The sequence below is a fragment of the Pseudomonas sp. FSO-7 genome, from assembly GCF_059579345.1.
The window spans coordinates 4,233,218-4,258,607 of record NZ_CM184193.1 but is presented as its reverse complement, the minus strand read 5'-3'; the positions used below and the strand labels follow the sequence as shown (position 1 = coordinate 4,258,607).

Annotated in this window: 24 protein-coding genes and 1 pseudogene; 4 read left to right on the top strand and 21 right to left on the bottom strand. The window is 61.2% G+C overall.

Annotation, left to right across the window (positions count from 1 at the left end):
* Positions 1 to 52: 52 nt before the first annotated feature.
* From AC515T_RS18415 to AC515T_RS18405, 3 genes are all read right to left on the bottom strand, one after another.
* Positions 53 to 700, bottom strand: a complete 648-nt coding sequence (locus AC515T_RS18415) for a VOC family protein (RefSeq protein WP_496529516.1) — start codon at positions 698 to 700, stop codon at positions 53 to 55.
* Between the two features lie 38 nt (positions 701 to 738).
* Positions 739 to 897, bottom strand: coding sequence for a hypothetical protein (locus AC515T_RS18410; protein ID WP_496529515.1), 159 nt, complete (start codon positions 895 to 897; stop codon positions 739 to 741).
* Positions 898 to 1,048: 151 nt separating this feature from the next.
* Complete coding sequence (locus AC515T_RS18405) at positions 1,049 to 1,849, bottom strand: DUF6630 family protein (protein ID WP_496529514.1); 801 nt, start codon at positions 1,847 to 1,849, stop codon at positions 1,049 to 1,051.
* Between the two features lie 216 nt (positions 1,850 to 2,065).
* On the opposite strand from AC515T_RS18405, the gene AC515T_RS18400 reads away from it, so the two are divergent.
* Positions 2,066 to 2,812 (top strand): substrate-binding periplasmic protein, encoded by a 747-nt coding sequence (locus tag AC515T_RS18400; protein ID WP_496529513.1) that lies wholly within the window; start codon positions 2,066 to 2,068, stop codon positions 2,810 to 2,812.
* Between the two features lie 187 nt (positions 2,813 to 2,999).
* Here the strand turns inward: AC515T_RS18400 and AC515T_RS18395 are convergent, their stop codons facing one another.
* The 5 genes from AC515T_RS18395 to AC515T_RS18375 all read right to left on the bottom strand — a co-directional run bounded on the left by AC515T_RS18395 (position 3,000) and on the right by AC515T_RS18375 (position 7,869).
* Entirely contained in the window at positions 3,000 to 5,168 is a 2,169-nt protein-coding gene (locus tag AC515T_RS18395) for a TonB-dependent siderophore receptor (protein ID WP_496529512.1), read from the bottom strand.
* 154 nt (positions 5,169 to 5,322) lie between these two features.
* Positions 5,323 to 5,766: a GNAT family acetyltransferase gene (locus AC515T_RS18390; RefSeq protein WP_496529511.1), complete on the bottom strand. Its 444-nt coding sequence runs from the start codon at positions 5,764 to 5,766 to the stop codon at positions 5,323 to 5,325.
* 21 nt (positions 5,767 to 5,787) lie between these two features.
* Positions 5,788 to 6,258 (bottom strand): hypothetical protein, encoded by a 471-nt coding sequence (locus AC515T_RS18385; RefSeq protein ID WP_496529510.1) that lies wholly within the window; start codon positions 6,256 to 6,258, stop codon positions 5,788 to 5,790.
* A 155-nt stretch (positions 6,259 to 6,413) separates the two neighbouring features.
* Positions 6,414 to 6,899: an HIT family protein gene (locus AC515T_RS18380; RefSeq protein ID WP_496529509.1), complete on the bottom strand. Its 486-nt coding sequence runs from the start codon at positions 6,897 to 6,899 to the stop codon at positions 6,414 to 6,416.
* 103 nt (positions 6,900 to 7,002) lie between these two features.
* Complete coding sequence (locus AC515T_RS18375; protein WP_496529508.1) at positions 7,003 to 7,869, bottom strand: LysR family transcriptional regulator; 867 nt, start codon at positions 7,867 to 7,869, stop codon at positions 7,003 to 7,005.
* 103 nt (positions 7,870 to 7,972) lie between these two features.
* Here AC515T_RS18375 and AC515T_RS18370 point away from each other — a divergent pair, with 103 nt between their 5' ends.
* Positions 7,973 to 8,890: a DMT family transporter gene (locus tag AC515T_RS18370; protein ID WP_496529507.1), complete on the top strand. Its 918-nt coding sequence runs from the start codon at positions 7,973 to 7,975 to the stop codon at positions 8,888 to 8,890.
* 67 nt (positions 8,891 to 8,957) lie between these two features.
* Complete coding sequence (locus AC515T_RS18365) at positions 8,958 to 9,341, top strand: antitoxin Xre/MbcA/ParS toxin-binding domain-containing protein (RefSeq protein WP_496529506.1); 384 nt, start codon at positions 8,958 to 8,960, stop codon at positions 9,339 to 9,341.
* Here the strand turns inward: AC515T_RS18365 and AC515T_RS18360 are convergent.
* From AC515T_RS18360 to AC515T_RS18300, 13 genes and pseudogenes are all read right to left on the bottom strand, one after another.
* Positions 9,322 to 9,960 (bottom strand): response regulator transcription factor, encoded by a 639-nt coding sequence (locus AC515T_RS18360; RefSeq protein WP_496529505.1) that lies wholly within the window; start codon positions 9,958 to 9,960, stop codon positions 9,322 to 9,324. The two genes, AC515T_RS18365 and AC515T_RS18360, sit on opposite strands and share 20 nt — an antisense overlap.
* A complete protein-coding gene (locus AC515T_RS18355; RefSeq protein WP_496529504.1) occupies positions 9,947 to 11,023 on the bottom strand; it encodes a sensor histidine kinase in 1,077 nt (358 codons plus the stop codon). Before AC515T_RS18355 ends, AC515T_RS18360 begins: the two co-directional genes overlap by 14 nt.
* Before the next feature lie 40 nt (positions 11,024 to 11,063).
* The gene (locus tag AC515T_RS18350) at positions 11,064 to 12,368 is read right to left on the bottom strand and encodes an ABC transporter ATP-binding protein (protein WP_496529503.1); all 1,305 of its coding nucleotides are present in this window, start codon (positions 12,366 to 12,368) and stop codon (positions 11,064 to 11,066) included.
* Between the two features lie 10 nt (positions 12,369 to 12,378).
* Complete coding sequence (locus tag AC515T_RS18345; RefSeq protein WP_496529502.1) at positions 12,379 to 14,127, bottom strand: ABC transporter permease; 1,749 nt, start codon at positions 14,125 to 14,127, stop codon at positions 12,379 to 12,381.
* Positions 14,128 to 14,888: 761 nt separating this feature from the next.
* Positions 14,889 to 15,962, bottom strand: coding sequence for a protein-glutamate methylesterase/protein-glutamine glutaminase (locus AC515T_RS18340; protein ID WP_496529501.1), 1,074 nt, complete (start codon positions 15,960 to 15,962; stop codon positions 14,889 to 14,891).
* Between the two features lie 2 nt (positions 15,963 to 15,964).
* Positions 15,965 to 16,462 (bottom strand): chemoreceptor glutamine deamidase CheD, encoded by a 498-nt coding sequence (gene cheD, locus AC515T_RS18335; RefSeq protein WP_496529500.1) that lies wholly within the window; start codon positions 16,460 to 16,462, stop codon positions 15,965 to 15,967.
* A complete protein-coding gene (locus tag AC515T_RS18330) occupies positions 16,459 to 17,295 on the bottom strand; it encodes a CheR family methyltransferase (protein ID WP_496529499.1) in 837 nt (278 codons plus the stop codon). Before AC515T_RS18330 ends, cheD begins: the two co-directional genes overlap by 4 nt.
* Positions 17,292 to 17,828, bottom strand: coding sequence for a chemotaxis protein CheW (locus AC515T_RS18325; RefSeq protein WP_496529498.1), 537 nt, complete (start codon positions 17,826 to 17,828; stop codon positions 17,292 to 17,294). The genes AC515T_RS18330 and AC515T_RS18325 overlap by 4 nt, the downstream gene beginning before the upstream one ends.
* Before the next feature lie 39 nt (positions 17,829 to 17,867).
* Positions 17,868 to 19,526: a methyl-accepting chemotaxis protein gene (locus tag AC515T_RS18320; protein WP_496529497.1), complete on the bottom strand. Its 1,659-nt coding sequence runs from the start codon at positions 19,524 to 19,526 to the stop codon at positions 17,868 to 17,870.
* A 33-nt stretch (positions 19,527 to 19,559) separates the two neighbouring features.
* Positions 19,560 to 21,662 carry a chemotaxis protein CheA gene (locus AC515T_RS18315; RefSeq protein WP_496529496.1) on the bottom strand — a complete coding sequence of 701 codons (2,103 nt, stop codon included), beginning with the start codon at positions 21,660 to 21,662 and terminating at the stop codon, positions 19,560 to 19,562.
* Positions 21,663 to 21,698: 36 nt separating this feature from the next.
* Positions 21,699 to 21,983, bottom strand: coding sequence for an STAS domain-containing protein (locus AC515T_RS18310; protein WP_496529495.1), 285 nt, complete (start codon positions 21,981 to 21,983; stop codon positions 21,699 to 21,701).
* A gap of 15 nt (positions 21,984 to 21,998) precedes the next feature.
* Entirely contained in the window at positions 21,999 to 22,367 is a 369-nt protein-coding gene (locus tag AC515T_RS18305) for a response regulator (RefSeq protein WP_003203044.1), read from the bottom strand.
* A gap of 11 nt (positions 22,368 to 22,378) precedes the next feature.
* A pseudogene (locus AC515T_RS18300) lies at positions 22,379 to 23,326 on the bottom strand (methyl-accepting chemotaxis protein); the annotation flags it as partial.
* A gap of 670 nt (positions 23,327 to 23,996) precedes the next feature.
* On the opposite strand from AC515T_RS18300, the gene AC515T_RS18295 reads away from it, so the two are divergent.
* On the top strand, positions 23,997 to 25,343 hold the full coding sequence (locus tag AC515T_RS18295; RefSeq protein WP_496529494.1) for an MATE family efflux transporter: 1,347 nt from the start codon (positions 23,997 to 23,999) through the stop codon (positions 25,341 to 25,343).
* Positions 25,344 to 25,390: the final 47 nt, after the last annotated feature.

Sequence of the window (25,390 nt, the reverse complement as noted above, 5' to 3'; positions counted from 1 at the left end):
ACTCGTGGCGAGGGAGCTTGCTCCCGCTGAGTGGCGAAGCCGCCCCAAACAGTCACGCGTGCAAAAGCGGCAATGTCTTCAGCCCATTTGGCGTGTGAATATGCGCAAGCAGATAGGGGGCCGAAGGCGTTTGCAACGCGTGAAGATGAACCGGGCCAGCAAAGTTCATGGCCGTCAGGATCGCTTTGATTTTTTCCGGCTCCGTATGAAAGACATCCAGTGCCAATAGCGAGCAGCCCTTGTCCTGGAGTGTGTCCGCAGGATGAGGCCCAGGCGCCCATTGGATGAGGGTAGGGACCGAACCGGCCAGAGGGAGGCTTCCATCAGCCGGAATGGTGATTTGCCAATTCAATGTTCCTCTCGTCATGGGTTCAACCTCCCCGACAATGCCGTGACAGGCATCACGAGCAGCCCGGATATCATCGGTGCGTGCAACCCAGGTCGCCAAGTGTGCCGGCGAATCGGGGCCCAGTTGATCGAGGCCGAACCAGCGTGCCCGGTCCGGACACGTTGCGGCCGGGTCCATGGCAATCACTTCGAGATAGAGCCTGGGGCCCAGGTGGAGCAGCCTGTTGTGGGTGCCCATGCGTGAATGGACGCCGCCCGGCTGAAGGTCGATGCCCAGCGCGCCCGTCACCAAGGCGCAACCGGTGTCGAGGTCCGCTGCCACGATGACGAGGTGATCAAGAGTGGTTTTCATGTGCTCATTCGTCCATCCGTGGGAAGTCCCTGCAGATATCAGCCAAAAGAAGGCATCGGCCCCAACGAATGGAAGATCCACATAACCGTCGCCACGGCTGCCAGCGCCGCGACCACAAAACCGATCAGCATCCACTTCAGGATTTTTCGCCCTTTCGACGCAGACCCTGGCACGAGCGTCTCCACCGGGAACGTCATCTCCCCGGCACATCGCGGGCAAACAGCGGTGTCGTCAAGGAGGAGGTACCCGCAGTGTTCACAGTTTGTCATGTCGTCACTCAAGGCTCAAAGGAGGGGATAGCCCTTTATGGGCTTGTAGAAGCGACCGAAAAAGCCGGGCGCCAGTCGCTTAATATTTATAGACGATGCCCAGCCTTCCCATGATCTCCAGAGCGTTGACCAGGCCCACGCCATTCATGGGCAGGCAGGCGAAGGCCTGGTACTCATCGAAGTGCGTGCCGATGGCCAGCAACTTCAAGTCATGGGCCTCCAGCCGTGCGTTGAAATACTGCAGGAGCGCGCGTTCCCAATCGTCGGCGCGGTTGACGGCCTCGATGGTTTCACGTTCAGGCGCAATGATTTCAATGCCCAGTTGCCGCAGCGGGGCCAGGGCATTGACCGCATCGACGCCGCAGGACGACCACGCTTTCCATTCGAAACCCGCCAATTGATTGGCCTCGGTGAGCGCTGACTCGATTTGCGTCCAGGCCCAATCCCACTGCCCGCCAGGCGTCGGCAGGTTCTCAATGAGGGCTTGCGCGTGTGCCTCGTCGAACAGGCTCTCGAACAGGTCGGCCAGGGTATCGGCCAGATCGGGCTGCGGCCCTTGCCCCTGGGTATCCAGCTCGTGGCTCAAGCGCTGCCACAGGCTGCCCAGTTCGTCCCAGTCCTCGTCATCCATGTCGTCCTCGATCACCTGGGCCTTGTGGCCGCGCAGGTAATTATCCAGCCGCGTCTTGTGCACACGCACGCTGCCCTCGGCGAGATCGACCTCATAGCTGCGGTAATCCAGGTAGTTGGTCTGGAACACGATGCGATCAGGGAACACCTCATGGGCGAGACTTTCCTGCGCATCGAAATACGTCGCGCCTTCGAAATCGCCATGGGCGGTGATGATGCGTTGAAACGACAGGGGGTCGATAGGATTCATGTGGGCTGGGTCACAGGGAGGAGGGCGAAAGGGAAACGCCGCGCACGCTGGCCGATATCCGGTTCGCGCTGATCCTACACCAAGGTCCGAAGGTTGCTAAGGGGCGGAATGTGGACTGCGTCAACTGTCAGGCAAGTGTTTGGGTCTATGCTTACCTTGTCCTCTTGAATCAGGCCCACCCATGCACGAACACCGAACGGTCCACAGGGAGTACGCGTGAGACATTCGATACCGGCTGCAGCACTGCTTTGCCTATTGCTCGGCACGGTTGTCCGGGCCGAGGAGTATCAGATCGTCACCGAAGAATGGGCGCCGTACAACTACCAGGAAAACAACCGGCTCACCGGCATGACGACCGAAATCGTCCGGGCCATCATGGCGCTGACCGGGGATGACTTCGAGGTGCTGCTGCAACCCAGCATGCGCGCCACCCAAATACTCAAGCACCGCCCCAAGACCATCATGTACTCGCTGTTCCGCACGCCGGAACGCGAGTCGTTGTACAAATGGGTCGGGCCGATCGTGGAAGAATCCATCCACCCCTATCAACTGGCCAATGCGCCGCATCTGAACTCACTGGAGCAACTCCTGAACGCCCCGCAGATCACCACGCGCCACGCCGGCCTGGTGCCCCAGATGCTGCAGTCGCTGGGCTTCAACAACCTGGACAAAAGCGCCACCGAGAGCAGGTTGCTCTACCGCATGCTGCTTGCCGGGCGCACCCAAGTCATCGTCGGCGACACCGATGCGGGGGTGGCGTACTACAGCCGCCAACTGGGCATCGCCCCAGGCACGTTGCGACGGATACCTATCGAACTGTATCGCTCATCGTTGTACATCGCCTTCAGTCCCGACAGTGAAGATGAAGTGGTGGCGGCGTGGGCCGGGGCGCTGGAACAATTGCGGCGTTCTGGGGAGTTGGCGAGGATTCAGCGGCGGTATGAGGGGGCGGTAGGGCGTTGAGGGGAAAAGCTTCAGGCACAGAGTCAGCCCGCTTTAAATCAAGCAGAGCAATAATCCTGTGGCGAGGGAGCAAGCTCCCTCGCCACGGTTTGTGTGTTTGCCCGTGGTATTCACTTAACTGACTGGCATTGGAGGGATAGGCCTGTTTCCAGGCCTGCAGAGCGTCCCCTTAGGCCGAAAGGGTTTTCTAGAAGCTGTACTTGGCCGTCAACATCATATTGCGCGGGCTGCCGTAGGAATCACCGCCGTAGCTCACGGAGTTGGCGATGGTCGAGTAGTAACTGCGGTCGAAGATGTTGTTGGCGTTGACCTGCAAGTCCAGGTTCTGGCTGACCCGGTAGCCGGCCATCAGGTCCGTGACAGCGTAGCTGCCTTGCTTGAGTCGGTATTCACTGCCATCAGCCAGCTTGATGTCGTTGTACATGCGGCTCTGCCAGGAGACGTTGCCGCCCACACGCAGTTTTTCCAGCGGGCCCTGGAAGTGGTAGCGGGTGGTCAGCTTGAACAGGTGCTCCGGTGTGTCGGTGTCGAACTGCTTGTTCACGTTCTGTGGGTTGGCGGCATCCTTGATGGTGTGGGTGCGCGCGTAGGTATAGCCACCGCCGACTTGCCAGTTCTCGGTCAAGGCGCCTTGCAGTTCGAAGTCGATCCCCTGGCTGCGAATTTCGCCGGAGGCTTCAGAGCAGGTTGCCTGCGGGCAGTTTGCCGTAAACAATTGCACGGCGCGGTTTTCCTGGTCGACGCGGAACAGCGCCACGCTCGCATTCAGCGCGCCATCAAAGTATTCGCCCTTGATGCCGACCTCGTAGTTCTTGCCAATGATCGGCTTGACCGGGCTACCCGAGGTGTCCTTTTCGCGCTGCGGCGTGAAGATGTCGCTGTAGCTGACGTAGACCGAGTGATGGTCGTCCAGATCGTAGATCAAGCCGGCGTAACGGGTGACGTTACGGGTGACCTTGTAATCGGTGTCGCCATCACGGTTGTCGTAGTCGTACCAGTCCAGGCGCCCGCCGAAGATCAACTTCAACGGGTCGGCCAGGCTCAGGCGTGTGGTGAGGTAGACGCCGTCCTGCGTGGTCACGTCGCGCTGGTTATCGGTGTGGACGAAGTTCGGTTTACCCGCATTGATCGGCCAGTTGGTGTCGTACGGGCTGTAATTGTGGGTGGTCATGTCGTAGATGCGCTTGCTGGCGCCCACCACCAGTTCATGGCTACGTCCGAACGCCTCGAAGGGCCCGCTGGCAAAGGCGTCTACGCCGGCCTGGTTTTCATCGAAGTTGGCCTGGTAAACCGTGCGGGCCAGTGTGTTGTTGACCCAGCGCGATTGATAAGAACCGGAGAACAACGCGTTCTGTTCGGCATAGTTGGCGTTGACCTGAAGGTTCCAGTCATTGGCCAGGCGATGACGGACTTCGGCGAACACCGTGTTGATCTCCTGATCCTTGTTCTCCCAATCCGTACCCGGATTGTAGGAACGCGGCAGGTCCAGATGATGGCCGTCCTGGCCGACCATCGAAGAACCCCAGAAGTAATTGGTCTTGTCCTTCTGATGGGAAAACCCCAGGGTCAGCGTCGTGTCTTCGCTCAGGTCCGCTTCGGTGACCGCATAGAACAGGCCATGATCCTCCTCGACGTTGTCGATGAAGCTGTTGGCGTCGCGGTAAGACGTCACGACCCGGCCGCGCAGCGTGCCACTGTCGTTGAGCGGGCTGGAGGCATCGACCTCGCCACGGTAGTCGTCCCAACTGCCGGCGGCACCGGTCAGGGTGACTGCCTGTTCGGCCAATGGCCGCTTGCGGATCAAGTTGATGGCGGCCGAAGGGTTGCCTGCCCCCGTCACCAGTCCAGTGGCACCGCGCACCACCTCCACTCGATCAAACATCGCCAAGTTAGGCTGGGCGCCGACGTTTACGCCGTCGTAGCCACTCGGGATGCCGTCATACATCAGGTTGTCGATTTCAAAACCACGTGCCTTGTAGGTCTGCCGGCCAGGACCGCCGGAAAAGTCCAGGAACAAGCCAGGCGTCGCCTTGACCACGTCGTTGATGCTGGTCATCGTCTGGTCGTCCATGCGCTGACGCGTGATGACGGTGACGGCTTGCGGGGTTTCACGCATTGTCAGCGGGAGTTTGGTTGCGGTCGACATCGCCCCGGTGGTGTAGGACTCGGTGCCTTCTGTGGTGCTTCCCAATTGGCCGCTACCGGTGACTTCGGTTGCGCTTAGTTCCAGGGTGGCTGGCGGAGGAGTGCTGTTGTCATCGGCGTAGGCGGGGGCCAGGGTGGCCATGCAGATGGCCATGGCTAGAAGATCCCGGGCAGGGTTGAAGTGGCGTGGCGGGGTGGCACAAGTCGACATGAAGAGATCCTGATGCTAATGCGTGTGAGAGTAATTCGCATTAAGTATCACAGGATTTATCTGAGCGATAAAGCTTGTTGCGGTTGGAGTGGGCGACGCGCAGTGGGTTGTAGGGGGAAATGCACTCTGCACCCCGGCGGACATTCCCTCAGGACTATCCTCCAGGCGTCACGATATTCGATTCGATTTTCTTCCCCATGCTGATGCGTGGTTCGATCGAGTAGCCCAGAGACTCATAGAACGTTTTGACGTTCTCATTGGCGCTGATAATTTGCAGGTTGATCTTCATGCACCCTCGGGCAATCAAGGCGCCCTCGGCATGACGGACCAGGTTCGCTCCTAAACCTTTTCTACGATGTGCAGGATGCACCGCCACCGAGTACAGCCATCCCCGATGGCCGTCGTACCCTGCCATAACGGTACCCACAACTTCATCTCCGGCTAGAGCAACGAAAAAGAGGCCATCGGATACGGCGAGCTTCTTGTCGATAGCAAGGCTGGGGGTGTTATGGGCGGTTTCGTAACCGAACACGGTTTCCCACAGTTGCATGACGGAAAGTCGATGGTGTTCGTTTGAATAGTTGGCGATGGCACTCATGGCGCAGCTCCGTCTAGCCAGTCATCGCTTTTTCTTAATAGCTTCAATAGCTGCCACATAAGCCTCATTGCCGATCCCGACTTGGCCCCAGACCTCACGTTCTTCTCCGCCTTGACGGTCATATTGTTCATCAGCATCCCAAAGCGTGAGTATCTGGTTCGCAAAGCAGTACTCATACCGGTCGAACGCATGAGGGCCGGAATCGTCCGAGGCAGCCATGAGTGAAAACAATTCAGTCGCAGAGACAGCAAAAACATCAACCCCTCTAAACGTGAAGGTGAGCTGAGAGTGTCCGGAGACGCCTATGAACTGGACTTCATCGCCAGGGCCGTATTCAAGCTGGATGGACGCTTCGCAGAAATAATCGACGCGGCCATAGGATCGTTCAAGCGGGAATCCATGCGCAGACATTGCTTCCCTTGCTGCTGCGCGTGAAGCGCCAAGCCGTGCGGGGCCGATTGCTTCCAGCGGCAAAATTTCGAAAACAGGCATTCACAATGCTTCCTGAAATGAACAACCTAATCATTAACCCGGTGCGATTTCAACAGGTTAAAGCGTCGTTCCCAAAGACCGTTTTTGGCCGATTTCTGCCAGTCTCAAGTTTCCAGTCTGAAAAAACACCTTCAGTCCGCCTCTCTTGAAATCGGCTAAGCCCCGAACGCCTCCCGCAACCTTTCAATCACCTCGCTGATAGAAGGCCCTTGGATCGCCGGCGGCGTAGGGCTCTCGCCAAACTCACGCCAGATGAACAACGTCAGCTCCGCGCCATCGGTCAATGTCTGGACGTTCTCTTGCGTCCCAAAGGTCTCCAGCAACCTGTACCGCGCATCTTTCCAGAACAGTGCCTCGACCCAGTGGTACACCGGGATGAAATGGAAGTGGATGGGGTAGCGGGGATCGTGGCCGAAGCGGCTGATGTAAAGCCATTTGGGGTTCAGCTGTGTTTCAACAACGCTCTGGATATTTGCCATCAGGCCACCCAGCTCTGCGAGTGCAGATTCGGGCAGTTGCGCCAGTGAATTAACGTGATGCTTGGAGCCGAGCATGAGGTAGCCGGGCAGGGCCGATGCCAAGTGGTGGTTGACTATCCAATGGGTGGTTTCATGGAGGATGAACTGTGGGGCTAATTTCAAAGCTGATTCCCTGTGAATGTTGAAACCTTCGTTTATCAGGACGATCGGCTATTGGGTCTGCTGCGCAGCCCAGCGGGAGCAAGCTCCCTCGCCACAAAAACAACTACCCCTCGAACTCCGCCTGCAACATCGCCAAAAACGCCTCTCTGGCAGGATGCCTCCCGGCGTTTTCATGCCAATAGAAAAGGTTATCGATCCCCGTCAACTCAGGAAACTCATACCCCGTCCATCCCGCCCCCTGGCGGTACTGTTCATAAATCCCCCGGGGCACCAGCGAGACGCCGGCACCCGCGCTGACACAGCCAACAATGGCGCCGTAACTGGCGATGCTGGTGATCGGTTGCACCTGACCATGACGCAGCAGCCACTGCTCCAGGGCCAAGCGGTACGGACAACCCGTGGGCCACATGAAGATCGTCTTGCCTTGCAAATCGGCGGCACTGCGCAACGGGCCGTGGGATTCGGAGGCGATGAGCACCAGGTCTTCGCGGTACATCACCGCTCGCTTGAGTCCAGGCCGTTCGATGTCCACCGCTACGACCACGCCATCGAGCCGGTGATGCTGGATATCGTCCAGCAACTGCGCCCAGGTGCCGGTGCTCAGTTCCAGCGACACTTGCGGGTACTGCGCGTGGTATTTGGCGAGCAACTGGGGCAGGCGCCCGGTGGCGCTGGACTCGATCGCGCCTATGCGCAGCGGGCCACTCGGTGCCCGGGTAGGGGCGACTGCGCGGCGGGCTTCTTCGGTCAGGCTCAGTATTTTTGTCGCGTACTCCAGAAACACTTCGCCCGCCGGGCTGACCCGCAACCCGCGACCTTCGCGGAAAAACAGCGGGGTGCCGAGTTCCCGTTCCAGGGACTTGAGGCGTGCGGTGATGTTGGACGGCACACAGTGCAGCACTTCGGCAGCGCGGGCGATGCTGCCGGTGTCGCAGACCGTCTTGAGCATGCGCAGTTGGGACAGTTCCATAGCTCACCCAAAGTGAATGGTGGGTTGAGTTTAAGTCACTTGTGCTGAGGGGAGGTGGTTTCGATACTTCCAGGCAAATCGGCCAACCGAGCAGGAACTCTAGATGGAAGTGCGTTGTGTGCCTTTTGAAGGCTCCACCAGCAAACCCGTTGCGAAAATTGTCTTGGCCACGGCGTTCGTGACTCTGTGCTGGGCCTATTCTCCGATTGGTATTCGCATCGGCTTGCAGGCCTACGAGCCCGGTCAACTGGCGTTGATGCGGTTTCTCATCGCTTCGGTGTTCATGGCTTTCGTCGCGATGGTGAAGGGCATTTCCCGACCGCGTTTTAGGGATCTGCCATTGCTGGCGGTGTTGGGTTTCTTTGCCGTGAGCCTGCACCACATCGCCCTCAATTACGGTCAGCGGGGCATCAGTGCGGGGGCGGCGAGTGTGCTGGCCCAGTCCACGCCGTTGTTCAGTACGTTACTGGCGCATTTTGTCTTCAAGGACAGCGTCAGCGGGTGGCAGTGGGGGTGTGTACTGTGCGGCTTGCTTGGCGCTGGCGTGGTCGTCGCGGGGGATCGTGGCTTGGGGGATATGGACGCCCATGGACTATTGATCCTGTTGGCGGCGCTGTCCTGGAGCCTGTATTTCGCTTTGCAAAAGCGCCATTCCCATCGTTATGACGGTTTGACCGTGGTTTGTTACACCGTCTGGTCGGGCACGATTCTGTTGTTCATGTTCGCGCCGGGGATGTTGAGTGCGGCGCGACAGGCTTCGGCTTCGGTGAATCTGGCGGTGTTGGTTCTCGGTATTTTTCCCAGCGCGCTGGCGTACCTGGCTTGGGCGTACGTGTTGGCACACAGCAAGGTGAGCCGCGCTTCCATGGCACTTTACCTGATACCGCCCACGGCGATGTTGATGGCATCTTTGGTGTTGGCCGAGCGCCCATCAATGATGGTTGTTGTTGGGGCGGTGATTGTGTTGATGAGTGTGCTGGCGTTGAGGGTTGGGCCGGGGAGTGGGGCAAAAGTCGGCTGATTCCTTTGTGAATTTAGGCAATAAGGTTGGGTGTTGTCGCTACATGGAATGTCGTGAGGACAGATCGATGCCTGAAACTCCATACGCCAAGGCCTTGGAGCACGCCACCAATGCTTTCGGCAGCCAACGGTTGGCTGAAGACTGGTTGAGGAAGCCCTACACGTGCCTGGACGGTCAAGCGCCATTGGAACTGATCGATAATCCGCCGGGCTTTCAGGTAGTAGAGGATTACCTGACCCGGATTGAGCGGGGGGTTATCAATGAAACCCTTGTTCTGCTGCGCGATTTTTGGGGTTGTTGCGCAGCAGCGCGATTTTTGGGGCTGCTGCGCAGCCCAGCGGGAGCAAGCTCCCTCGCCACAGGTTGCGTTTACACCTACAACTTTTTCCACTTGAAGACGAACTCGAGTGGGGCGTCGAGCTCATGGGCCGCTAGCGATCTGCTTCCTTGAGTTTTTCCGACATCTTCACCAGCGTTGCCAACGAGTCCGCATTAATCTTGCGCATCAACGACCCACGCCGCACTTTCACGGTCACTTCGCTCAAGCCCAGTCGGGCGGCTACCTGTTTGTTCAACAGCCCTGACACGACCAGCTCCATCACCTCGCGCTCGCCGTCAGTCAAAGCGTCATGTCGGCGTTTCAACGCGTCGACACTCGCCGCGGCCTTGCGCCGTTCCTGGTCGCGGTTCAGGCCTTGGGTGATTGCATCGAGCAGGTCCTGTTCGCGGAACGGCTTGGTCAGAAACTCCAGCGCCCCGGCCTTCATGGCTTTGACGGACATGGGAATGTCGCCATGGGCGGTGATGAACACCACGGGGACCTGGATATTCAAACGCGCCATTTCCTGCTGGAAATCCAGTCCACTCAGGCCCGGCATGCGCACGTCGAGGATCAGGCACGCCGGGACGTCCGGCCGTTCGGCGTCCATGAATTCACGGGCCGAGCCGAAGGCCATGCTCGCCAGGCTCACGGACGCCAGCAGGTCTTGCAGTGAAGCGCGCACCGAGGGGTCGTCGTCGACGATGTAGACCCTCGAATCGGCCCGGTCGTGAAGGTCAGTTTGGCTCATCGGATTCCCTTGTAACGGCTGGCAGGGTGAAGTGAAACGTCGAGCCCGACGGCGAATTGCTCGCGGCCCAGAGCCGACCGTCATGGGCCTCGATGATCGAGCGGCTGATGGCCAACCCCATCCCCATGCCGTCCTGCTTGGTGCTGTAGAAGGCGTCGAACACTCGTTCGTGGTCGCTGGCCGGCAAGCCATTGCCTTGGTCGGAGACCGAAAAGAGCAGTTGCCCAGGCGATTCGAGCGTCACCTGAAACTGCAGAATCCGCTGGTCGACGTCAACCTGACGCATGGCGTCGAGGGCGTTCATCGCCAGGTTCAGGATCACTTGCTGGATCTGCACTTCGTCCGCCAGCATCGGCGGCAGCCCGTCCTGGACTTGCACGCGCAAGGTGATGTTCTGCTCGTTCAGTTCGCCCATCATCAAGCGTAGCGCGGCATGGACCGTATCGGCCACGTTCAGCCACTGCTTGGTCGGTGCTTGATGCCGGGCCATGCCACGCAACCGGGCGATGATGTCGCTGGCCCGATGGGTATCGGCGATGATCCGCTCCACCGCCTGGCGGGCCTTGGGCAGGTTCGGCGGCTCGGTGGCCATCCAGCGCAGGCAGGCCCCGCCGCTGGTGGCCACGGCGGCCAGGGGTTGGTTGACTTCGTGGGCAATCGAGGCGGCGAGTTCGCCGAGCATGTTGATGCGGGCGATGTGCGCCAGGTGGGCGCGGGTCTGATGCACCGTGCGCACGGCGGCCGATAGGCGCAGGGCCAGGTACGTGGTGCTGGCGATGGCTGCGAGGCTGATCAGCACGTTGATCAGCCCGGCCTCCGTGTCGCCAAAACGCGTGAGTCGATAACTCAAGATCGTCAGGACCATGCAGATGAGCGCGACCCCGGCGACCGCGCGCGCCGGCAGGATTCTCACCGCGATCAGCACCACCACGATCTGGAAGACCCCGACCGCGATTTCCAGGTCGGTGACGGTATCGATCGCCGCGATGCCGAGGGCCAGCCCCAGCAGGAGCATCAGGCGCAGGGTCAACTGGGTTCTTCTCATTGAATGTCCATCGCGCATTGCTCCAACGACCGATCCCCGCAGTTTATACCGCAGCACCTCAGGATGGATTGTCCAGACTGAACTGATCGGCCACTTCGTCGTAGGCGAACAACTCGGCGTAGCGTCCCCATTGCGTGACACAGTCCAGCGTAATGGCGGCGTCGTGCTCGGACATGAAGTCTTCCAGTTGGTCACGGAAACGCCTGGCCGGTGCGGTGCGGGTAGGGCGGTCATCCAGCACCCGGCGTACATGCCCCACCAGTGGCACGTATTTAAGCAGGTGTTTGGCAAACAGGTGCTTGCGTTCATCCACCGCTGACTCGGCGTAGCGCTGCCCGGCCGGCAGCAGGGTGATGTGACCGTCCTGCAGGTCGGCCAGGCGCAGGAGCTGCAGCACCTCGGCGACCGGCAAAAGGTCACTGGCGGTATAGCGCAATGCGTCGGCGAGCTCGCGCAAATCCGCTTGGCCGGCAAACGGCTGGTCCTGCACCGCTTCGATCAGCCCGGCCAGGGCATTGCTGGAAATCGACGGCAGGACCATGCCCACGCCGCTGCCGGCAAAGGTCGCCTGGCGTGTGGAGCCGGCATTCGCACCGCCGGCCATCTGCACGTAAATGTGTTCGACCAAGGCTTGGAACGCCGGGTCGGCACGATTACGCGGCTGGCTGAGGTCGACGGTGATCTCACTCATGACCCGCCCCGGGTTGGAGGAAAAAATCAGTATCCGGTCACACATCAGCACAGCTTCTTCGATGTTATGGGTGACCATCAGGATCGACCTGATCGGCATACGCCCTTCACGCCACAACTCCAGCAAGTCGGTGCGCAGCGTTTCGGCGGTCAACACGTCCAATGCGGAAAACGGCTCGTCCATCAACAACACACCCGGGTTGACCACCAGTGCGCGGGCCAGGCCGACGCGCTGGCGCATGCCGCCCGACAGTTCCTTGGGGAAGGCGCTTTCGAAGCCATCGAGGCCGATCATGTCGATGGCGGCCAGTGCCCGCCGACGGCGCTCAGGTGCCGCCACGCCCAAGGCTTCGAGGCCGACCTCGACGTTTTGCAGCACCGTCAGCCAGGGGAACAGGGCGAAGCTCTGAAACACCATGCGCACCGAGCTCGCCAGCCCTTGGGCGTTGGCCGGAAAATCCACTACGCCCGTGGTGGGCGAAATCAGCCCGGCGATGGAGCGCAGCAAGGTCGACTTGCCGGAGCCCGAGCGCCCCAGCAGGCCGACGATTTCGCCCTCGTCCAGGCGCATGCAGACATTGTCCAGGACCCGGCGCTCGGCACCGCCCGCCGTGCCGTAGACATGGCCGACTTGCTGCACATCCACCAGGCAGCGTTTGTCTATCACTTGCATGAGATCACCCTCAATCAATTCGAAGCCGACGCTCGGCGAAACCGTACAGCGGGCGCCAGAGCAACCGGTTGAAACCCACCACGAACATCGACATGACCACCACGCCCAGCGCCACCCGGTGCAGATCCCCGGCCGTGGTGGCCTGGGCGATAAAGGCACCCAAGCCGGACGCGTACAGATGTTGATCGCCCCAGGACACCGCCTCGGCGACGATGCTGGCGTTCCATGAGCCACCCGCTGCCGTGAGGGCGCCGGTGATGTAGTAAGGGAAGACACCCGGCAGCGCGACCTGGCGCCACCACTGCCAGCCGCGCACATGGAAGCTGCGCGCCGCCTCGCGCAAATCCGTCGGCAGGGCGCTGGCACCGGCAATCACGTTGAACAGGATGTACCACTGGGTGCCCAGGATCATCAGCGGCGAGAGCCAGACATCGGGGTTGAGTTTCAGGGCGACGATGGCGATCACCGCGAACGGAAACAGCACGTTGGCGGGGAACGCCGCGAGTAATTGCGCGATGGGTTGCAGGCGTTCGGCCCAGCGTGGGTTCAAGCCGATCCAGACGCCGATGGGTACCCACACCACGCTGGCCAGCGCGATGAGCACGCTGACCCGCAACAGGGTGGCCAAGCCCAGGCCGAAGGTACTGGCCACGTCCTCCCAGCCCAATGTGCCACCAATGAAACGCGACAGATGCAGGATGCCGGCGATGCAGGTGGCGGCGACCAGGACGAGCCAGGCCAGGTCGGCTGCGCGGCTGACGCGGGCACTGGTCTTGAAGCGGATGGACGGCAGCCGGGGGATCTTTTCCAGGAATAACGACGCCTTGATGCTGCCCAGCGCCAACAGCATCAAGGGCACCAGGCGAGTCGAGCGCAACAGGTCATAGACCCTGGACCGTGGGCGCTTTTGGGAGGCGGTCTGTTCGAAGCGGAATTTGTCTGCCCAGGCGACGATTGGCCGGAAAAACAGCAGGTCATAGGCAATGATCACCCCGACCATGGCCAGCACCGCCCAAGCGATCGCGGCGATATTCTGTTGCTCGATCGCCAGTGCCAACCATGAACCGATGCCTGGCAGGCTGACGGTGGTGTTGCCGACGGTAATGGCTTCGGAAGCGACGACGAAAAACCAGCCACCGGACATCGACATCATCATGTTCCATACCAGGCCTGGCGTGGCGAAGGGTAGCTCCAACCTGATGAAACGTTGCCATGGCGAAAACGAGAACTGTCGGCTGACGTCGTAGAGATCGCTGGGGACGGTTCTCAGCGATTGATAAAAACTGAAGGTCATGTTCCAGACTTGGCTGGTGAAGATGGCGAAGATGGCCGCGCACTCCACACCGGTTTCCTTGCCTGGGAACAGTCCCATGAAAAACACGACGGTAAAGGTGAGAAAGCCAAGGACTGGCACGGATTGGAGAACATCCAATGCCGGCAGGATAACGATTGCCGCCTTGCGGCTTTTGGCTGCCAATGTGGCAACGACCAGGGAAAAAACCAACGAAACAAACAAGGCGATGAACATGCGCAGTGTCGTGCGCAAGGTGTATTCCGGCAGGTGCACCAGATCCAGGGACAGAGGCGAGGAATCAAGCACGCCGAGGGGCTGGTTCATTTGATCCAGGCCATGGAATACAAAGGCAGCCAAGAGCACCAGAAGGCCCAATAGCGCTATATCGGCCCGCCAGGAATGGGCGGGTAGTTGTTCCCTGTTTTTGAAGGACGTCAATACAGGTGCAAGGATTGAAGGGCGCATGGAACACCTCTATTACGCTTTGAAAACCAGGGCTGCGACGACACTTGCGATCATCGGAAGTCATGAAGTTGAGGTGCACTTGAACGGGGGCGTTAAATGCCCGGCAAGGTTAGGTGTTGCCCGGGCCGATGACCACGCTGACTTGGGACATGAAAATATACGTTGGTATATCCGTTCCCTTCGGTGAGAGAACTTCGCGGCAGGGCTTTATCTTTTTCGCCGACTGAAAGGGGCGAGGAGGGCTGGCGGGGTTCGTCTGATCCGTATTTTCCTGCGTCAGGTGCCTCTGTAATGAACCCCGCCCCCGCCCCAGAATAACCAAGCGGTTTATCTATCGGACGGCCCGTGTACTGCAATTTTTTGGTCCAGGAGTGCTTATGGCGAAGATGGCGATTTTTTTGGGTGGTTTTTTGGCGCTGACCTTGTTGATCGGCGTGCTGGCGACGATTTCGCCGGTATAGGCACACGCTGCTCAGGCCTGGCGACAACGCCACTGTGGGAGCGAGCTTGCTCGCGATGACGGCGGCCCATTCAACCAGGATCAAGCTGAACCACCGCTATCGCGAGCAAGCTCGCTCCCACATGGGGGCTGGTGTGGTTTTGATGGCTTTTGTGGCGAGGGAGCTTGCTCCCGCTGGGGCGCGAAGCGGCCCTAAAGCTCACACCTCGGTCCATCAGTCGATGAGCTGCAAGCTTTGGGGGGCTGCTGCGCAGCCCAGCGGGAGCAAGCTCCCTCGCCACGGGGTTGTGATCTGACCTTGTTACTTGTGCAAAATCACCTGCGCAATCTCCTGCAACCCCATCACCCGTTGCGCCGCATTGAGTTTGATCGCTTCCTTGGGCATGCCGAAGACCACGCAGCTGGCTTCGTCCTGGGCCACGGTGCTGCCGCCGGCGTCGAGCATTTCCTTCAGGCCGCGGGCGCCGTCGTCGCCCATGCCGGTCATGATGATGCCGGTGGCGTTGCGGCCGGCGAATTTGGCGACTGAGCGAAACAGCACATCCACCGAAGGGCGATGGCGGTTGACCAGCGGGCCGTCCACCACTTGCACGTGATAGAACGCGCCGCTACGGGTCACCATCATGTGTTTGCCACCCGGGGCGATGAGTGCCAGGCCCGGGTGGATGCGGTCGTTGTTACGGGCTTCGCGCACTTCGATCTGGCACAGGCTGTTGAGCCGCGCGGCGAACGAGGCGGTGAATTTTTCCGGCATGTGCTGGACGATGACGATGCCCGGGCACACCCGTGGCAGGGCGGTGAGTACCGCTTCCAGGGCCTGGGTGCCGCCGGTGGAGGTGCCCAGGGCGACGATGCGCTCGGTGGTCTGCGCCATGGCATGGCCGTTGGCGGCGGGCAGCATGGCGTCGGCGGTGAGTTTGGTCGCCGGGGTCAGCGCGGTCGGAGCAGGACGCTTGCCCAGATTGCGCACGTTGACCTGGGCGGCGGCGCGGATCGCCGAGACCAGTTCCGGCGCCGACTCCAACAGAAAATTCTTCAGCCCGGTGGTGGGCTTGGTGATGATTTCCACCGCGCCGGCGGCCATCGCCTGCAACGTGGTTTCCGCGCCTCGGGGCGTCAGGGACGAGCAGATCACCACCGGCGTGGGGCGCTCGCTCATGATTTTCTTCAGGAACGTGATGCCGTCCATGCGCGGCATTTCCACGTCCAGCACGATCACGTCGGGCCATTCCCTGGCCAGTTTGTCCATGGCGAAAATCGGGTCGGACGCCGCGCCCATGACGTGGATGTCCGGTGTCTCGCTGAGGATCGCCAACAACACCTGGCGAACCACGGCGGAGTCATCCACCAGCAGTACATTGATCTTTTTTGACATGGTCAGTGCCGGGTCCTTATGGGTTGGTGCCTGACCCACACATCGCCACTGCACAGGTCGAAGATGATGCTGCGGTGGCCGGTGCTGCCCATGTCCTGGGCGATCAGGTCGAGGCGATAGAGGGCGGCCATTTCCAGCGCGGCGTTGACGTTCAGCCGCGCCACATCGCCGTAGGGCACATGGCGTTGCAGCTCGGGGAACATCTCGCCGCCACCGAACAGCTTGAGTTGATACTCCTCGGGTTCGGTGCGGTGGGCCCGGGCCTGGCGGATGAACAGTTCGATGGCTTCGTCTGCGTAGATACCGTTCAGTGCGGTGGAGCAGCGCACCCGACTGGGCAACATGAAGTGGCACATGGCGCCGATCCGGCGTTCGGGATGCCACAGTGTGATCGCCACGCAAGAGCCGAGGATCGTGCGCAGGCGGGTCGGGCAGGTGGCGAAGCGAAACTCCCCCGGCGCCAGGTACACCTCGGCTACTTCCCTGATGGCGGCGTTCATGGTTTGCGGTAAATCGAGGGCGCCACCAGCTTCAACGCATCGGACACACCGTTGAGGCTTTCCGAGTGGCTGACGATGAAATACCCGCCGGGCTTGAGCCGGGGGATCAAACGGGCAACCACTTTGCTTTTGGTGGGTTGGTCGAAATAGATCATGACGTTGCGCAGGAAGATCACATCGAACTCCCCCAGCTCCGGCAAGGTGTCGTTGAGGTTGACCTGGATGAAGTTGACCCGGTTGCGCAAGGCCCGGTCGATGAGGAACGTGCCTTGCTGGCTGCCGGTGCCCTTGAGGCAATATTTCACCAGCAGCGGCTGGGGCAGGGTGCGGGCGCGTTCCATCGGGTAGTGCCCGGAGCGCGCCTTGGCCAGCACCTGGCAGCTGATGTCCGAACCGATGACTTCCCAAGGCGTGGTGCCCAGCCCTTCGGCCAGGGTCATGGCCAGGCTATAGGGTTCTTCCCCCGACGAGCTGGCCGCGCTCCACAGGCGGAAGGTCTTGCCCGGTGTCGCGTGGGGCAGTACGTGTTGGCGCAGGAAATCGAAATGCTTGGGCTCGCGGAAAAAGTACGTCTCGTTGGTCGTCAGCAGGTCCAGCGCCACCTGCAGCTCATCGGTGCGCTGGCCGTTCATGATCAGCTTGAAATACTCGCCGTAGCTGTCCAGCCCATAGTGCTTGAGGCGCTTGAACAAACGCCCGGCCACCAGGGCTTTCTTGGCCTCGGACAGGCTGATGCCGGCGGCCTGGTAGAGCCAGGACTGGAACTGGCCGAACTCTCGGTCACTGAGCGCCAGCGAGCTCGCCGTGCGTTCCCTGCAGGTGTCGGCGTTCACGGGGCATCCACTTCCAGCGCGTTCGGGCTGGCTTCGGCGAGTTGGGACATTTCGTCGATGGACAACACGCGGTCCACCTCCAGCACGATGACGAACTTTCCATCGACCTTGGCCATGCCACTGATGAAATCGGCGCGGATCTTCGCGCCGAAGCTCGGTGGCGGCTCGATCTGCGAGGCCGGGATTTCCAGCACCGCCGACACCGTGTCCACCAGCAGGCCAATGTCCTGGGCCTGCCCGTCGGCACTGGCCGCCTCGATGATCACCACGCAGCTGCGGCGGCTGATCGCCGAATTCGGCCGGCCGAAACGGGCCGACAGGTCCACCACCGGCACGACCGCGCCGCGCAGGTTGATCACCCCGCGCACGAAGGCCGGCATCATCGGCACCACGGTCAGGTTGCCGTACTCGATGATTTCCTTGATGCACAGGATGCCGATGGCAAACATCTCCGTGCCGAGCATAAACGTCAGGTATTGCGCTTCTTCCTCGACCGCGAGGGTGGTTTGACGTGTGGTCGCGATGGCGCCCATTGCTTTTTCTCCTTTAAGCAAGCCAGTGGAACCGGGCCATCAGAACCGGGTGAATTCCGACTCGTCCGGGGCGCTGGCCATGTTGTAGGCAAACGCCTTGGGCATGACCGGTGCCGGTGCCCGCGCCGGTTTGCGGCTGGAGGAACCTGGGGTGTTATCGACCCTGGCAACCTGCACAGCGGACTTGGGCGGCGTGTCGAGGGTGAAGAAGCTCATGGCCTGTTGCAGCTGTTCGGCCTGGCTGCTCATTTCCTCGGCGGTGGCGGCCAGTTCTTCGCTGCTGGAAGCGTTTTGCTGGGTCACCTGGTTGAGCTGGGTCATGGCGGTGTTGATCTGCGCCACACCGGCGGCCTGTTCTTCGGAGGCGGCGCTGATTTCCTGCACCAGGTCCGAGGTCTTGTTGATCGAGGGGACCATCTCGTTGAGCAGGTTCCCGGCCTTTTCCGCCATGTCGACGCTGCTGGACGACAGCTCGCCGATTTCCTGGGCGGCCACCTGGCTGCGTTCGGCCAGTTTGCGCACTTCGGCGGCGACCACGGCGAAGCCTTTGCCGTGTTCACCGGCACGGGCTGCTTCGATGGCGGCGTTGAGCGCCAGCAGGTTGGTCTGGTAGGCGATGTCGTCGATGATGCTGATGCGCTGGGCGATTTTCTTCATCGCCACCACGGTCTGCTGCACCGATTCGCCGCCATCGGTGGCTTCCTTGGCGGCCTTGCTGGCCATGCCGTCGGTAACCTTGGCGTTCTCGGTGTTCTGGTTGATGCTGGCGCTCATCTGCTCGATGGACGCACTGGTCTCCTCGACGCTGGCCGCCTGTTCGCTGGTGGCCTGGCTCATCGATTGCGCGGTGGCGCTGACTTCTTCGGAAGCACTGGCCAGGTTGTCCGCGGCGTTACGCACTTCACCAATGATGTGCGAGAGCTTGCCGACCATGTTCTGCATGGCGTTGAGCACCATGCCGGTTTCGTCCTTGGAGCCACTTTCGATTTTCGCGTTCAGGTTGCCTTCGGCCAATTGCTCGGCCACCGTCGCGGCCTGTTTCAAGGGACGGGAGATGATGCGCGAAATGAACAGCGCCAGGCCCAGGCCCACCAGCAGGGCGGCAATCAGCACGGCGATGATCGACAGCCGCGATTTCTCAAACAGCGCTGCGCCACGCTCGCTGGCAGCGCCGGCTCCAGCGTCATTGAGCTCCACCAGTTTTTGCAAATCGGCGACCACCAGATCGAATTGACGCTTGGACTCGCCCTTGAGCAGCGCATGGGCTTGCTCGGTCAGGTTTTGCCGAGACAGCGCAAGCAGGTCTTTGCTGACAGCGAGGTAAGCGGCCCAGTCATTGCGGGTGGTTTCGAACAGCTGGCGATCTTCGGCATTGGAAAGCAGTTTTTCATAGGTCGCCATACGGGTTTCAAAACCCTTTTTGGCTTCTTCCGCTTCTTGCTCGACGGCGAGGCGTTCCTGTTCGGAGTCGGCGGTGATGTGGCGGTTTTCCTTGAGGCGATAGTTTGCCCCGTAGTAGCGCATGCCCGAGGCGGCACGCATGGACGGCATCCAGTTTTCCCGGATCTCGATGGTGGTGCTGTTCACCTCGCCCAGTTGGATGATCGCGAACACCCCCATGGCGGCGGTCAGCGCCAGCACCACAAGAAATGAAGTGATCAGTTTGGTGGCGATTCTAAGATCGTAGAACCATTTCATTGGGAAGTACCTCTCCATGGAATTGCTAAAGCGTCAGCGAGCGTTGGCTTGTTGTAATTGAGTCGGGGTGTAGCGGTTTTCTGTCTGGGCGATCTGGATGAGCAGTGCCGGTACGTCGAGAATCAACGCCACGGCGCCACTGCCCAGGATGGTCGAGCCACTGATGCCGCGCAGGGCGCCAAACAGCTTGCCCAGCGGCTTGATCACGGTCTGGAATTCACCCAGCAAGTCATCCACCACCAACCCGGCCTTGAGTTCGGCGTAGCGCACCACCACCACGTTCTGCCGGCGCGCGGCCGGGCCTTCGTGGCTGAAGTGATCGCGCAGATAGACCAGGGGCAGCACTTCGCCGCGCAGGTCGAGATAGCCTAGCTCGCGGCTGGCGAGCCCATCGTCTTCGCTCAGTTCGATGCATTCCTGGACCATGTCCAGCGGAATCACATAGGTCGACTGGCCGATGCCCACCAGGAATCCATTGATGATCGCCAGGGTCAGCGGCAGGCGAATGCGCACCACGGTGCCCTTGCCGGGCTGGCTGTCCAGGTCGACGGTGCCGCGCAGCAGGGTGATGTTGCGCTTGACCACGTCCATGCCCACGCCACGCCCGGAAAGATTGGTCACGGCCTGGGCGGTGGAAAAGCCGGGTTCGAAAATCAAGTTGTAGATTTCCTGGTCGGTGGGGCTGGCCCCCGGCGGCACCAGGCCACGCTCCTGGGCTTTTTCCAGGATCCGGTCACGGTTCAGGCCGGCGCCGTCGTCGGCGATTTCCAGCACGATGCTGCCGGAGTCGTGATACGCGTTGAGGTGCAAGTGCCCCTTGACCGGTTTGCCGGCGGCCAGCCGGGCCTCGGCGGTTTCAATGCCGTGGTCCATGGCGTTGCGCAGCAGGTGCATGAGCGGGTCGCCGATTTTTTCCACCACGGTCTTGTCCAGCTCGGTCTCCGCACCGCTGATGATCAGGTCGATGTCCTTGCCCAGTTCCTGGCTGACATCGCGCACCACCCGACGGAAGCGGTTGAAGGTTTCGCCGATGGGGATCATGCGCAGGCGCAGGGCGCCGTCGAGAATTTCTTCCACCAGCCCGGAGACCGATGAGGTGGCTTCCTGCAATGGGTCGTTCTGGCAGGTGCGGGCCAGCAGGCTGGCGCCGGCGCTGGCGATGACCAGTTCACCCACCAGGTTGATCAACTCGTCGAGCTTGTCGGCATTGACTCGCACATAGGTGCCGTCCTTACCCTTGTTGTCGCTGGTCACCGCTTGTTTGTCGGTGGCGATCTGGGCGGGCATGCGTGGTGTCTTGCGCTGGTCGGACAACAACTCGCCGGTGGCGACCAACGCGGTGGTTTCCTCGGCCGGTTCCGGTGATGTGGTCATCAGGCCGGTGCTGGCCGCAGGCGCGATGTCGTCATCCTGGGCAACGATCTCGATCTCGCAGTCTTCCCGGACGAAATCGAACACTTCGTTGATCGCCCCGTGGCTGGCCGCCGAGCGAAACGCGATGTCGAAGCCCAGGTAGCAGGACTCGGCGTCCCAGGCATCGGCGGCGGGCAGGGCGTCGGTCAGGGTAGTGATGTCGACGATTTCACCCAGGGTTTGCAGATAGCGCAGGAACGACAGCGGGTCCATGCCGTTGCGGAATACTTCCTGGCCGAAGCGCAGGGAAAGGTGCCAGAGGCGCGTTTCGCCGGGTTCGCGGGGTGCGGTTTCCTGCTTGGGCGTTGGGGCCGCGGCTGGCGAGGGCGCCTGGTACTCCTGGAGGATCTGGCACAGCTCCACTTCCCGTTGCAGGGCCGGCGGCGGCAGCGATCCGCCCTGGTTGGCGGCCACGTTGATCAGTTCCAGCATGTGGTCGCTGGACTTGAGCAACACCGCGATCAGGCCGGCGTCCACCTCGACGCTGCCGTTGCGCAGGCGGTCGAGCACGTCTTCGACGATGTGGGTGAAGCTGACGATCGGTTCCAGGCCGAACAACCCGGCCGAACCTTTGATCGTGTGGGCCGCCCGGAAGATCGCGCCGATGGCGTCATCGTCGCCGGGGTCGGTTTCCAGTTGCAGCAGCGATTCTTCCATCGCCTGCAACTGTTCCCGTGCCTCGACGATGAAGGTCTGTTGTGCCTGATCGAGATTGATGCTCACGCTCATTTCCTTTGTCGTGTCCGACGTATTGCGGTCCTAGGCAACCAGGTTGCACAGGGCAAGTGTCTCCGTGACGGCCTTGCTTTGGCCGGTCAGCGTCAGTTGAGTCCCGGCCCTGGAGGCCTCGCGCTGCACCATCAGCAGCAGTTGCAGGCCGGCGCCGTCCATCTCGGTGATCTGCGACAGATCAAGGGCCATTCGCGGCGTTGCTCCCAGGTGCGGCAGCCACTGTGCGGCCAGTTCGGCCGCGGTGTAGATCGTCAGCTCGCCGTCGATGTGCACCTGGGCGGTGTCATCCTGTGTTTCGTAGTGCAACGGCATTGGAGCCTCCGGCTATCAAGGAAGAATCAGCTTGGATACCGCCGCCAGCATCTGCGCCGGCTGGAACGGCTTGACCACCCAGGCCTTGGCCCCGGCGGCCTGGCCTTCCTGTTTCTTCGATTCCTGGGATTCGGTGGTGAGCATGATGATCGGCGTGAACTTGTAGCTGGCCAGCTTCTTGACCTCCTTGACGAAGGTGATGCCGTCCATGTTGGGCATGTTCACGTCACTGATGATCAGGTGCACTTTCTGGCCATTGAGCTTGCCCAGCGCGTCCTTGCCATCGCTGGCTTCGATCACGTCATAGCCGGCACTTTTCAACGCGATGCCGACCACCTGCCGAACGCTCGCGGAGTCGTCGACAACCAATACACTTTTAGCCATGAGCGGCTCTCCTAAAAGAAGGTTATTTCCTGTGAAGTCTGTTGCGCGCTCGAGTCGCCGTGGTGGTTGCGGCGTTGCTCGTCGGTGGCGTAAGTGGTTTCCATGCGCGCCAGCCATTGGCGGGCATCGATGGAAATGGCCTGGTCGGGCGACTGACTGGCCTGCTGCAGGTGCACATGCAGGTCCTCGATGTTGTCGCGCACGTGGCTGAGGATCTGGCTGACCCGATCCTGGAATTGCAGGCTGACCAGCACCTCGGTGAGTTCATCGCGGATGCCGAAGCTTTCCCGTTGCAGCATGTCGGCCGAGTCGGCCAGTCGGCCAGTGACACTCTTGAAGCGCTCCAGCACCTGCTGGATGCTTTGCTCGGAGGCACTGACCGAATGGCTGTCCTGGTCCGCGCCGCTGGACGCGGCATGCACCAGTTGGGTGATGGCGGTGTTGATGATGTCGACCTTGGCCGACATCTGCTGGCCGGTTTCGCTGGACTTGCTCGAGAGGCTGCGCACGGCGTCGGCCACTACCGCAAAGCCACGTCCGGCCTCGCCGGCACGGGCGGCTTCGATGGCGGCGTTGAGGGCCAGCAGGTTGGTTTGCGCGGCAATCGCCGCAACGTCGGCGGCCATGGTCCGCAGCTCGCCGGTATAGGCCGTCAGGTTGCGCACCTGGGCCAGGGTTTCGTCGCGGCTGGCCTGGGTGGCCTTCAGGGAATCGATGACCTTGACCAGTTCACCTTCGCTTTGGGCCAGCACCTGCACGGCGCCGCCACTGCTGCTGCCGGTCAGTTCACCGGCGGCCAGTTGCGAGGCTTGCACGGTGTCTTCCAGGCGTGACGAAATGCCGGTGAAGCGGCTGGTCAGGGAGACGATCGCGGTTTCGGTCTGCTGCCGGGAACTTTCGACCTGCTTGGCCCAGATCGGCATGGCACCGAGGATGACTTCGTTGAGTTGCGCGTTTGTTTTATGGGCCAGGTGCTCGCTGCCTTTGAGGTCATGGTCGGCCATGGCAGCGGCGAGGGCGCTGTCGAACTGCTGGCGTTGCGAACGCGCGCCCCATACGCCGGCGCCGACGCCCAAGGCCAGGATCGCCACGCTCAAGCCGATGTTTTGCCCACTCGCACCATTGAGCGCCAGCACGCCAACGCTCGCGGCAATGGCCACCAGCACGGTACTCCAGAGGATGTGCGGTTTTGGTTGGGAAAGGGAATGACCGTGAGGGTACGACGTCATGGTTCGGTCCTTGAACAGTGTTGCCAACAGGTTATTTGCGAATAACTGGTTATCTGCAAAGCCGGCGCGGTCTTGAGGACCAGTCGTCCGATTTCGATAAAAAATAATGGCACAGTGCTATCTAAGGATAGACGAGATTGGGAAATTGTCGAGATGGCCTGACCTGTGGAAGTCCCGTGGCACGGGCGCTTGCTCCCGCTGGAGCGAGAAGCGGTCCCCAAAATGGCTAGGGCGGTTAGCCTGATACATCGCGTGTTCAGGTATTGGGGCTGCTGCGCAGCCCAGCGGGAGCAAGCTCCCTCGCCACAAGAGCGGTTTGCGCCGAATCTTCTGAAACGATTTGTATGGATTGAGCTAAATTACCCCGCATCGGATTTTCGAACCTGCCATCAGAGTCCCCATGCCGACCCAGCCCCTCTGGAAAACCTATCTCCTGTTCCTGATCCCCATGGTCCTGTCCAACTTCCTGCAGTCCATGTCCGGCACGTTCAACAGCATCTACATCGGCCAGATGCTCGGCACCCAGGCATTGGCGTCGGTGTCGGGCATGTTTCCCATCGTGTTTTTCTTTATCGCTTTGGTGATCGGCCTGGGCGCGGGGGCGGGGGTGTTGATCGGGCAGGCCTACGGCGCCGGCGAAACCGGCACGGTGAAGGCGATTGCCGGCTCGACGTTGTTACTGGGGGCGATCATCGGCCTGGCGGCGGCGGTGCTGGGCAGTGTCTTTGCGCGACAGGCGTTGCAAGGGCTCGGCACGCCGGCCGATGTGCTGGAGGACGCCGTTTCCTATGCCCGGGTGATGCTGTGGATCCTGCCGATGTTGCTGGTATTCGTGCTGTTCACCCAACTGCTGCGCGGGGTGAGCGATACGGTGTCTCCGATGTTGGCGCTGCTGGTGTCCACCAGTGTCGGGCTGCTGCTCACGCCGGCGTTGATTCGCGGCTGGCTGGGGTTGCCGCAGATGGGCATCCAGAGCGCGGCGTGGGCGGGGCTGGCGGGGACGACGTCGGCGATGCTGATGCTGGCGTGGCGCCTGAGGCGCCGCGAGCATGCCCTGGCGCCGGACCGCGCGTTGTTCGCGGCGATGCGCCTGGACCGGGACATCCTCGGCAAAGTGCTGCGCATCGGCCTGCCCACGGGGTTGCAGATGGTGGTGATCTCGTTGTCGGAGCTGGTCATCCTGGCGCTGGTCAATCGCCATGGCTCCGAGGCTACGGCGGCCTACGGCGCGGTGACACAGATCGTCAACTACGTGCAGTTTCCGGCGCTGTCGATTGCCATCACCGCCTCGATCCTTGGCGCCCAGGCCATCGGTGCCGGCCGCCTGGATCGCCTGGGGCCGATCCTGCGCACGGGGCTCGCGATCAACCTCTGGCTCACCGGTGGGCTGGTACTGCTGGGCTATCTGTTGTCCCACTGGCTGCTGGGGCTGTTCATCACCGACCCGGCGGCCCGGATCCAGGCCGAACACTTGCTGCATATCATGCTCTGGAGCTTGTTGGTGTTCGGCTTCCAGGCGATCGTCGGTGGCATCATGCGCGCCAGCGGCACGGTGCTGGTGCCGGTCGTCATCTCGATTTTCTGCATCGTCGCCGTGCAAGTGCCGGCCGCGTATCTGCTGGACGCGCACTTCGGGTTGCAAGGGGTGTGGATGGCGTTTCCGGTGGCTTACTTGAGCATGCTGCTGCTGCAGACGCTGTACTACAAGCTGGTCTGGCAGCATCAGCCGATCGAGCGCCTGGTGTAACCGACCCACCACTAAACCCTGTGGGAGCGAGCTTGCTCGCGATAGCG